The following is a 9,808-nucleotide window of genomic DNA, read 5'->3' as shown; positions in this document are numbered from 1 at the left end:
CTCCCTTTTTATCAACGGGGTATGAGAGCTAAAAAGATTATCCTCTCATCCTTTTAAACTCATTGTCACCCCGTGAGTTAATTGACGAGATCGTAGTTCAGCAATGAATTTCTCATCTCTGTGAATCGAAATACTACGCCCTTTCTTGCTGGTGGTACACTTTTGTCTCAGAGGGCAATTGGCACAAGTTACTGCGGGAAACTGCACTTTGCCTCCCTCGCGGAAAGGTAAACTGACTTGATTAGGACAAGTAATCCTTCCCGATTCCCAATCTAAAACAAAAGCAGATTTGGCAAATTTCTGACCATTAGATACCCGCCAAGCTTTACAATAAATGGTCAACTGTGAGTCTCGATTCTTGACCAAGGAGCTACTCAAGTAAGCTCGGTCAATGTGTAACTCGCTCAACTGAGCTTTTTGATGCTCCAAATCATTAGCGATCGCTTCAGTTACAGAAGCCTCTGCTACATTTGCCATGGTGATACCCACGGCTCGCACCAATCCTGTATCTAAATCCTTGAGAATATGACGCTTATAACCATCAAACCTTTTGCTACGGTTTTTACGACCATGACGCATTTCTTCATCTTCAATGGTAATCCGTCGGTTTTTAGCAACTCCCTTTCGTAGTTTGAGTTCTCCAAGCTCATCCAGTTCCACATCTTGTGCCTTGATTTGTCTCGCTGTTTCCAGGCTAGAGAGAACCAGGGGATGAGACTTAGCATCCTCTTGCTGCTCTAAATGGGTTTCCACTTGCGATAACACGCCCAATACCATCCCTAAAGCCAAATTCCGCTCATCGGGGTTCTCCCAATTCAAGTCTAATGCTGCTTTTAAACTTGGCCCTGCTACCAGGTCAGCTTCCATCTCACAAGCGATCGCTGTCAACTCCCGCCCCTGTTGACGAGCTATCACGCTCAACGCTTTTTTCAGAGCATGACCCAATAAATTATAGGTGTCTTCCACCTTCGCTGCTCCCCACAACGGAGAAGAATCCAGGGCAGCTCGCAATTGTCGTGAACCGAACTTTTTGGTCTTTTGGGCTAATTCCACGGTTCTTTCAATCAAACGTCGGTCAAGTTGATGAATGATTAAAGCTTGTCGAAATCTCACCAGTGTCGCCTGAGAAAAGGGAGCTTGTTCACAATCAAGACAATTCAACACTAACTGCCAACGCCTATCCATCGTCAGAGCTTCTATGGCTTCGGCATCGGATGCTTTAGTATAAGCTTGTAGGATAACCGTCAATGCCAGTTGTGCTGGGGGAACAGGAGGATGCCCTTTCTCCGCTTCTGCATACATCTGGGATAGTTCTTCTTGAAAACCTTCATCAAACAATAAGTGGCGGATTTCTCGCAGAAACACAAACAGTTTGGCTCGTTTAATAAGTTTCACGATTTTTGCCTCTTTCTTTGACAACTCAATCGGCGGATTCCAAGGTTCTGGGCGCATGGGCGAATTCTGCTTCTGTTGATAAAAAGCTTATTTTACCGCTCTGCATTCCCCACTTCCCCAAAATTGTGTATAAGAGTAATAATTCGCGATTGTAACTCGCGAATTATGTGCCGTTTTTTAGATAGTATTCAAATCGCTCAACAGTAAATCAGTTCTGGTTTTCGATTACTGAATCGGTGTTCTAGTAGCCGAAATCAATTAAGATACAGGGTTTAAGCGTATATTGATTTAATCATGGCTATTTTGCTATAATTATTGATATCAAAAATTACATCATTTTAAACATCAATGCGTACTACTATTACTATTCCAGATGCTCTAGTGGCTGAAGCTGACGCTCTAGTTGGTAGCGGAGGAATTGCTACCCGTAATCAGCTTATAATTGAGGCTTTACAAAATTGGGTTGAACTGAGGAAGGAAGAATTAATCGATAATGAGTTTACAATGATGGCAAGCGATTCAGATTATATAGCCGAGACGTTGGCGATTGAATTAGAGTTTACCCAAAGCGATCTCGAAGTAGCGACCTCCAACGATGATTAGAGGAGACATTTATCAGGCAGATTTAGATCCAACTCAAGATTCAGAGCAAGCTGGGAGGCGACCGATCCTAAAGGATACCGCTTCGCATATAGTAATAGTTAGTCGAGATGGAATTAACCGCAGCTCCCCTATAGTAGTAGTTGTGCCAATTACTAAATTTACCCCAGAAAAAAAGATTTATCCCAGTCATCATTTAGTCAAAGCAACGGATGGTAACGGTTTGACTCAAGACAGTATTATCAAGTGCGAACAAATTAGAGCGATCGCCAAATCTCGTCTGTCACGCAAATGGGGTAGTTTGAGTGAAAAGGATTTAGCAAAGGTAGATACTGCTCTAAAAATAGTTTTATCTTTGAAGTAAATTAGGAATAATGAACGTGTCGATTTTAAAGTCGAGGCACGCTGCTTTGCAAGCAGCTTGTCCTAAAGGATACCGCTTCGCATATGCAATCGACTTGTTGAATCTGATTTAAATCTGACTAATGGGTAGAAAACCTAATCCTACCTGTCTTTACTGTGCTAAGAATTATCGCACAGAGGATCAGGCTAAAAAAAAGCATCCAGAATGTTATGTCGGGCATAATTGTCGCATTAAGCGAAATCGCCTGAGAAATCCTGGTAAGGTAAACGCCAAACGTCGTCAAAATGCTGCAAAGCAAAAAGGCATTGCTACAATAGAACCAATATTGCCTGAAGCCTATCGCGCCGAACTTGAAATTTACGGCAAAGAAAATCAATATGTTCATGCGATCGCCCTCAAGATTTATCAAGGGAATAAACTATCTCATCAAATGTTACCTCAACACGTCTGCGGACTAAGACAGCCAGAACTTGAGGATTACATTCAAAAGCTTCTATCTCATTTAGAAGCAGAGTATGGAATAGATTGTTTTGGACTGATTTACTGGTTGAATCCAGAGAGTTGTCCAGAATGCCTGCAAAATTAACCACTAAACTTGAACTGCTACCATCCTAATTTTTTCACGTCGAGCATTCAAAATTAATTCTAGCTAAAATAAGCGTTGATTTAATCGATCGCATAGGCATTGTGACAGGAGATGATTGCGGAACTAACATCTATTCAAAGCAAAAAAATGCGTATCTGCTAGAGATTCTGTGAGAAAATCTATTTTGATTAAAGACTTATCTAGTTTGTAGTTTTGTCAAATACTTCTTTTGCTCAATTAATTAAACAAGTGGACACTATTCGATCTGCCTGCATTCGGGATGAGGTAAAACTTAGACGTTCTGGGGAACTTATCTATTTTGTCAGCGAGCAGATTCTTCAAAAGGCAAATGCTCTACTAGAAAAATCACAGCAATCGCAAGTTGATGAAATAGATACCAAAATAGATCGCAGTTTCAGTGATTTTCTGACATCACTTACTCAGCGGAGCATTAGCACAGTTTTTCTAGCCAAATACCTTCAGCCTCAGCCCAAAGCAGATTATCAGCGTGAGGGAACTAAGTCAATTAATTTTTTATCAGCAACGGAGGCTTTAGACGAACTGGCAGAAGATTTAATCGAGTCAGAAATTTTTACTCTAGCTCATGATGAGAATATCGAAGTTTGGATCGAATCAGTAGAGCGACATTTGAAGCTATGTCCAGAAGTAAATACTCTACCAAAAATAGCTAAATTAAATGATTTAACTTTAGCTCAGGCATTTGTTGCAGCGTTATTTGGAAATTTTAGACTAGAACAATTTGGTGATTTTTATGAGGTTAATCAACTTAAATTATTTAGGTAAATTTATTAAACGCAAAAAAAATTGGGGTAGTCTTATATTTCTTGGGTGATGTGCTGTTCACTTTCATTTGCGGTACGCAAAAATCAGCCCTTAAACTCTAGAAATTAAGCTTACATAACCATCGTCATTTGTTTGATAGTTCTCTTGAGCAAAATTTAGAGCATCAGCTTTATGATAAAAACCTTCTACAGTTAAGAATTGATTATTATACGTCGCGTTTTGAACGGCGCGTTTTGAGTAAGAGTACTCTGTGCGACTCGTTGAAGTGTAATTTAAATTTGGCACATCAATATTAAAGTATTCGCCATCATGGGATATTAAACATAGATAGCCGTTTTCTGCACCCCAAGTTTTTTTAGTGAAAGAAATAGCTTTATCTTTAGTGTCACATTCTTTAATTACAATCCAAGGTTTTGAAGGGTCTAAATTAGGTATATCGATTAAATATTTAGTGGTCACTTAATGATTATCTGCTCAAGATTTAAAATATTTAGTTTACTAATGATTGCACTTCTCACAATTTCCGTTTTATCTCTCATTGATAAATCAGAAAAATTCTGATTTATCATAGAAAGCTTCATCGATTTCTTAATTTAGAAATTCCATAAACGTTTCACTGACTTGATTCTTGTTAATAAGATCCTGAAGATAAATATCGTCATCAAACATATCAAAGGTTTTATGTCCATAATCTTTTTGCCAACGGGCGTGAAACGCCTCAAAATGTAGTTACTGTTCTAGGGTATTTTTTTTGCTTTCGCTTGGTTTATTTAGAGATTTTGCCTGAGCCAGAATCTTGTCTAGATACTTTCCAACTTGTTCTTTGTCTAGATTTTCTTTCAGTTTTAGAGTGCGATCGCTTTGGCTGATGACCTGCTTGATTCTGATTTCTGCTTCGTTTGGATTATTAGCCAACTCTTGAAAGATTAGTTTAGCGATCGCAATATCAGTTTTTTCTTGTTGTAGAATATTGCCAAAGTAACCGCTTGTCTCAGATTGATTTTTGGCGGCGACTTTTGCTTTATAGGTTAAATATTCTTTTCGATTTGCCTGAGAAGATTGTTGCTGCTTTTCTTCAAAGGTAACCTCGTTTCCAGCCTGCATTTCTTGAGGTAGAGTATTAGCAAACTGCTTGATTTGTGCCATTAATGGCTGATGAAGTTCGATAAAACTTGTTTCAACAGCATTTATAACTATTTTTGGATTAACTGAACGCAAATAATTATGCTTTTCAAAATTACGAAAATCTTTGAATTTTCCTAGCTCTTTAAATATTTGTTCAGAGATTACAGCGTTCCTTTTGCCTGGTATAGCTTTAAGCATTTGCTTGAGTAGTTGCTGATGCCATCCATCACCTTCTGGTTGAGTCTTATCAAATTCTTTGGCGATGCTTTCAAAAATTCTTTCCACACCTGAATAGTATTTCTCTAAATTTGAAGCAGTTGAATCAATCTTGTCCTCGATTGTTTCCTCAACGTCTATGAAATTTATTTGTTCTTGCTCAATTATTTTCTGTATTTCTGGAGGAAAAGTATAGCCATCTAAACGCTTCAACACAGCTACATTTTTTTTGACTCGTTTGTAAACATAGTCTAGCTGTTCGATCTCAGCATCGATCTTAGTTCCTAGATTTTTTTTTGCCATTGCTCAAATCACTAATCATACATTTTCTCGTTCAAATCAGCTAAAGAAATAGACTTATTACTATTTTCAAGACATAGTTCGATACCATCATTAATTTGTTCGAGCATATCTTCGTCCATAGTGTTTGCCAGTACTAAATCAACTTCAAATGATGGTAAATTCAAAAATCTATGGGCATATCTAGCCATGTCATTGCAGGCATTTCTAGCTTTAATATATCCATTCCAAAATTCTTGGTCAGGCAAACCGCCGAATATTGCAAGATCGATATCAGATATAAATTTTTTAGGTATATTGTGTCCATACACTATATCTTCTGGATAAATCATGGAGCCAAATAGTATGACTTTCTCGACAGCAAATTCTCGCTTTAGCATCCTGGCGCAAAGACCAGCAAGATCAACTGCTTGACTTTGAATTTCGTACTGTTCCAAAGTAGCTAGTCTTGGCTCATATTCTATTTTTATTGGCGAGAGTTCATTATTCATAATTATTATTTTACCTGAATAGGTTTTGTTGGCCTTTAGGTGGGATTCCACCTGTTCCACGATGGATATCTAAGTGATGCCTAGAGCAGACTACAAAGATATTTTCTGGAGAATCATTAAACGTATCTCCATCTACATGATGTGCATTTAGGGTTTGCTGGGCAATCTGAGATTTACTCATCCCTGCTCTAGAATCATGTGGATGCAGACATTGCTGATGACACACTTGGCAGCGGTATCCTGTTAGAGATTTATAGTGGTGTGCCACCTCAGACCAGTTAGATGGATAGCGAGTTTTCCGTTTAAATGGATTGCTGTATCTAACTGGTTTTGAGGCTGTTGTTGCTGGGAGGCGATCGCAAAGTTCACGCAGAGTGGGTGCGCGATTTTCTAGGATATAGTCAGGAAAACTAAGCTGAGTTGTCACATCATTAAATCTGAATCAATCTCCTTAGTTTAGCGATCGCGCTCGATTTCCATCAAGCAGAAATCATGGCCCTTTGGTTTTCTAGGAGGGCAAAACTTCGATAACTTCTTTAATTTCTCTCACGTACAGCCCACTTCCCTCTATCCAGTGGCATTCATGCTCAATCATTGATTTCAAGCTGTCAGGCTCATTTGTTTCCATTGCTTCTAGATAGGTTGTAGTAAGTTCGTCTATATTTACTTCCACGGTGAAAGTATATTTCTTGGTGTTTTGAGCGGAGGAAATGCTCGGGTTTCCCGAGCTTATTCCATATCCGAAGGTGTATGCTAAAGCACTAGCTTCGCGTCGTCCTTTAGGACTCCGCTGTTGAGGCTCAAGGGTCATTATTTATTTTCCTTATTTAAAGTTTGATTGTTCTAGTGTTTCAATGGCACAGTAGATAACATCCCAATTAATACCAACACAGGCATCATGGTTATCTTCAACGAACTCTAAAACTTCAAAGGCATCTTCATCAGAAAGGTTTTTATTGAACTTTTCTTGAGCAATATCTTGTACATCCTCTATATGCCAGTCAATAGAGATAGAAGTTTTGTTTTCTGGTACTTTGTGGTTTAAGTCTTCAATGAAATGGTAAGTAGCAATCGCAGCAGATTCTATAGCAGATTGAACTAATTCAGGAGACTCATTTTCCATAGGTTCCCATAAGTTATCTCCAATAAACTCTAGTTGTTCATTTTCCGATAGATTTTCCCAGTTATCAGAATAGTTAGCGCAAAGATAGTGTCCGCTACAGAGCATGAGACACTTAAGGTATAATTCGTTATCCATAATTTAGTTTCTTGTATTAGTTGATTTAGGTTGGTTTTAACCAAGGAAAAGTTGCATCCCAGATAAATCAGACCTGCTGTGGAAAAGTCATCTTAAAAGCTAAAACTCGATGGCTTCGTAGTTTAAGGCTTCATCCCTAGCTTCTTCTACTGATTCTTTTAGTTGTTCTCCTTTGAGCCAGCTTTTAGTAGTTTCTTGATACTCTTTAATTTGGTTTGATACTTTTGAACCATTTTTGATAATCAATGAGCTAAAATTTTGTGGCGTAGGCTGGATAAAGCTATTTACGACAACGGCAAAAGAGCTTTGTCCGTTATAGGAAGAAGTTACCCTTTCTCTAACTAAGTTTGGGCAATATACTCCATGAGCGTAGAATATCGCATTTTTATTTATTGAGCGATCGCCTGTTAGAGACTTATATACTTCCAAGAATTTTTTGGTAAAGGAATTGGGGTTGTTATAGTACTGGTAATTCTTAAGCAAGGTGGTTCCAGCATAGCCAGAACACCTCAAGCGAAAAGGTAGAGTTGATAAGGGCTGATTGCTTTGGTCTAATAGCCACACAACTACATAGCTAAAAGCGCTGTAATCTTTCTCTTTGAGCTTTCTATCATAAGGGACAGTTTTTGCTCCATCGCTCATCATGGCTGTAGAGCGGTTGATGACTACCATCCGAGGCTGCTTTGTTACCCACAGAGTTTCTTGAGTACCATCGGCAAATTCATGGTCAACTGCTGACCAGCCGTCTGTAGGCTTGAATTGAGCTAGTTCTGCGTTGGCAGGGGTTATGGCTAGTCCAAAGGCGCTATTGCTAGCGTTGAGAAATTGGCAATAAGGGGGAGTATCGATTTCGCCACGAAATTCTTCGCCATTGAAACCGAAGTCTTGATAGTTGGTCATGGTTAATGTAGTTAAGCTTTAGAATATTTCTTCTGTACAAATTAAATTTGATTGTTCTGCCAAGCAGATAGCGTTTTCTGCCAGCCAAATACTCTGACTGTGTTTGGTTTTTACGCGGTAATACCACAGCGATTGAGAAAGATAAGTATCGGTATCTCGGTAAAGATTTTCGTTTTGGCGCACTTCTTCAACCTGATATTCTTGCCACTGGGCATGATGAATTTCTGGCTCAATAAGTTTGATCTTGTTACCTGGTTGATATTCGGATGCTGGGGGATTGTTCTCTTTATCTTCGACTAAAACAATTGCGCCGTTGAGCCGACAATCATTGGTCATTGGATGATAATCTTTTGTTTTGCGATCAAACGTTGTACACCAGCCAGTACCGTCTTGATAATTGATATAACAAGTACAGTTAATACAGTGTTTTGGTTCTTCTGACCAATATTGAGGGTTATCAATTTCGTCAATCCACTTACCCATAAATAAGCTCCTGTTTTATCAACAGGAGCGCAGCTCAAGTCTGTAACTCTTAGTAATTTATATTTTAGACCTGTTGCTTTTTAAGAGATAATGGCTCAAAAGTTCTGTTGGATAGTCAGAAGATGCTTAACATCACCCGTGCGTTGAATAATGATCGCATCCTTCGAGCCTTAACAGGACTGAATCGAAAAGCATTTGATGAGTTGTGTATAGTGTTCGGCACAGTTTATGAAGAGTCACTTCAAAAGGATTCAGCACCCCGTAAACGAGCCAGAGGCGGAGGAAGAAAAGCACGATTGCAAAGCACACAAGCGAAAGTTTTCTTCATCTTGTTTTACTTCAAGTGCTACCCGACCTTCGATGTTCTAAGCATCATCTTTGACCTCGACCGAGGTCGGAGTAATCGCTGGGTGCATCGACTTCAAGGGATTTTAGAAACGGCTTTAAGCCAAAAGATGGTGTTGCCCGAACGTAAGATTGAGAGTATTGAGATATTTTTAGCGCGGTTTCCCGAAGTCCAGACAGTCATCTTCGATGGCACCGAACGCGCTGTTCAACGCCCTCAAGATAACGACAAACAGAAGGAGCATTACTCAGGCAAGAAAAAACGGCATACCCGAAAACACATCACCGGGACAACACCAGACAAGCGGGTCATATTACTGACACCAGCAAAGCCGGGGAAGATTCACGATATCCGTCAGCTCAGAGAAGAAACCGTTGTAGACAACATTCCAGATGAGGTTGAAATCCAAGGCGATTTAGGATTTCAGGGTCTGCACAATGATTTTGTGAACATCCATCTCCCTCATAAAAAGCCGAGAGGGAAAGAACTCACTGAGACTCAGAAACAGGAGAATAAGGCATTTAGTGCTGAGCGGGTAGTATGTGAACATGCCCATGCTGGGATTAAGCGTTACAACTCGGTCACAGCTATTTATAGGAATCGTGTGTCTGATTTTGATGACCGCCTCATGCTGACGGCAACGGGGCTATGGAACTTTTATTTGGAAGCGGCTTAATCCACATAGAGCAGATAGATTAGAGACGAAGAATAAAGAAAGATAGACTTTGCAACAGTTCTGACCCTTTTATAAAGCAACAACTCTATTTACCGTTGCTGCCAATCCTGCCGTATCTAACTAATACTCGATTATCTCGCGTTAGCGATAGGTTATAGAATTGGTAGTGCTAAACAAGTAATGATTCCTCACGGGGTGACAATGAGTTTAAAAGGATGAGAGGATAATCTTTTTAGCTCTCATACCCCGTTGATAAAAAGGGAG

General features: G+C 39.4%; 13 protein-coding genes and 2 pseudogenes. 5 read left to right on the top strand and 10 right to left on the bottom strand.

Annotated features, from left to right (window positions below; all coding sequences use genetic code 11):
* Positions 1-75: 75 nt before the first annotated feature.
* Positions 76-1,452 (bottom strand): annotated as a pseudogene (locus C7B62_RS22155) (transposase); the annotation flags it as partial.
* A 291-nt stretch (positions 1,453-1,743) separates the two neighbouring features.
* Here C7B62_RS22155 and C7B62_RS22150 point away from each other — a divergent pair.
* The 4 genes from C7B62_RS22150 to C7B62_RS22135 all read left to right on the top strand — a co-directional run bounded on the left by C7B62_RS22150 (position 1,744) and on the right by C7B62_RS22135 (position 3,749).
* Positions 1,744-1,998 carry a ribbon-helix-helix domain-containing protein gene (locus C7B62_RS22150; RefSeq protein WP_106242496.1) on the top strand — a complete coding sequence of 85 codons (255 nt, stop codon included), beginning with the start codon at positions 1,744-1,746 and terminating at the stop codon, positions 1,996-1,998.
* The gene (locus C7B62_RS22145; RefSeq protein ID WP_106242492.1) at positions 1,991-2,359 is read left to right on the top strand and encodes a type II toxin-antitoxin system PemK/MazF family toxin; all 369 of its coding nucleotides are present in this window, start codon (positions 1,991-1,993) and stop codon (positions 2,357-2,359) included. The genes C7B62_RS22150 and C7B62_RS22145 overlap by 8 nt, the downstream gene beginning before the upstream one ends.
* A 121-nt stretch (positions 2,360-2,480) precedes the next feature.
* The gene (locus tag C7B62_RS22140; protein ID WP_106242488.1) at positions 2,481-2,945 is read left to right on the top strand and encodes a hypothetical protein; all 465 of its coding nucleotides are present in this window, start codon (positions 2,481-2,483) and stop codon (positions 2,943-2,945) included.
* Between the two features lie 249 nt (positions 2,946-3,194).
* Positions 3,195-3,749 (top strand): hypothetical protein, encoded by a 555-nt coding sequence (locus C7B62_RS22135; RefSeq protein ID WP_146132174.1) that lies wholly within the window; start codon positions 3,195-3,197, stop codon positions 3,747-3,749.
* A 90-nt stretch (positions 3,750-3,839) separates the two neighbouring features.
* Here the strand turns inward: C7B62_RS22135 and C7B62_RS22130 are convergent, their stop codons facing one another.
* From C7B62_RS22130 to C7B62_RS22095, 8 genes are all read right to left on the bottom strand, one after another.
* Entirely contained in the window at positions 3,840-4,208 is a 369-nt protein-coding gene (locus C7B62_RS22130; protein ID WP_106242481.1) for a hypothetical protein, read from the bottom strand.
* 270 nt (positions 4,209-4,478) lie between these two features.
* Positions 4,479-5,393: a hypothetical protein gene (locus C7B62_RS22125; protein ID WP_106242477.1), complete on the bottom strand. Its 915-nt coding sequence runs from the start codon at positions 5,391-5,393 to the stop codon at positions 4,479-4,481.
* Positions 5,394-5,404: 11 nt separating this feature from the next.
* The gene (locus C7B62_RS22120; protein WP_106242474.1) at positions 5,405-5,881 is read right to left on the bottom strand and encodes a hypothetical protein; all 477 of its coding nucleotides are present in this window, start codon (positions 5,879-5,881) and stop codon (positions 5,405-5,407) included.
* A gap of 10 nt (positions 5,882-5,891) precedes the next feature.
* Complete coding sequence (locus C7B62_RS22115) at positions 5,892-6,308, bottom strand: hypothetical protein (RefSeq protein ID WP_106242470.1); 417 nt, start codon at positions 6,306-6,308, stop codon at positions 5,892-5,894.
* An 81-nt stretch (positions 6,309-6,389) separates the two neighbouring features.
* A complete protein-coding gene (locus C7B62_RS22110; protein WP_106242466.1) occupies positions 6,390-6,692 on the bottom strand; it encodes a hypothetical protein in 303 nt (100 codons plus the stop codon).
* 12 nt (positions 6,693-6,704) lie between these two features.
* Positions 6,705-7,139, bottom strand: a complete 435-nt coding sequence (locus C7B62_RS22105) for a hypothetical protein (protein WP_106242463.1) — start codon at positions 7,137-7,139, stop codon at positions 6,705-6,707.
* A gap of 99 nt (positions 7,140-7,238) precedes the next feature.
* The gene (locus C7B62_RS22100; protein ID WP_106242459.1) at positions 7,239-8,039 is read right to left on the bottom strand and encodes a DUF5895 domain-containing protein; all 801 of its coding nucleotides are present in this window, start codon (positions 8,037-8,039) and stop codon (positions 7,239-7,241) included.
* Positions 8,040-8,057: 18 nt separating this feature from the next.
* Positions 8,058-8,522 carry a hypothetical protein gene (locus C7B62_RS22095; RefSeq protein WP_106242455.1) on the bottom strand — a complete coding sequence of 155 codons (465 nt, stop codon included), beginning with the start codon at positions 8,520-8,522 and terminating at the stop codon, positions 8,058-8,060.
* Between the two features lie 122 nt (positions 8,523-8,644).
* Here C7B62_RS22095 and C7B62_RS22090 point away from each other — a divergent pair, with 122 nt between their 5' ends.
* The gene (locus C7B62_RS22090) at positions 8,645-9,544 is read left to right on the top strand and encodes a transposase family protein (RefSeq protein WP_106242451.1); all 900 of its coding nucleotides are present in this window, start codon (positions 8,645-8,647) and stop codon (positions 9,542-9,544) included.
* 85 nt (positions 9,545-9,629) lie between these two features.
* On the opposite strand, the pseudogene C7B62_RS27265 reads toward C7B62_RS22090, so the two are convergent.
* A pseudogene (locus tag C7B62_RS27265) lies at positions 9,630-9,698 on the bottom strand (hypothetical protein); the annotation flags it as partial.
* Between the last annotated feature and the right edge of the window lie 110 nt (positions 9,699-9,808).

Source organism: Pleurocapsa sp. CCALA 161 (genome assembly GCF_003003995.1).
In the GTDB taxonomy this organism is placed as follows: domain Bacteria; phylum Cyanobacteriota; class Cyanobacteriia; order Cyanobacteriales; family Xenococcaceae; genus Waterburya.
Note: the sequence above shows the minus strand (reverse complement) of the source record. Positions and strands in the feature narration are given on the sequence as shown.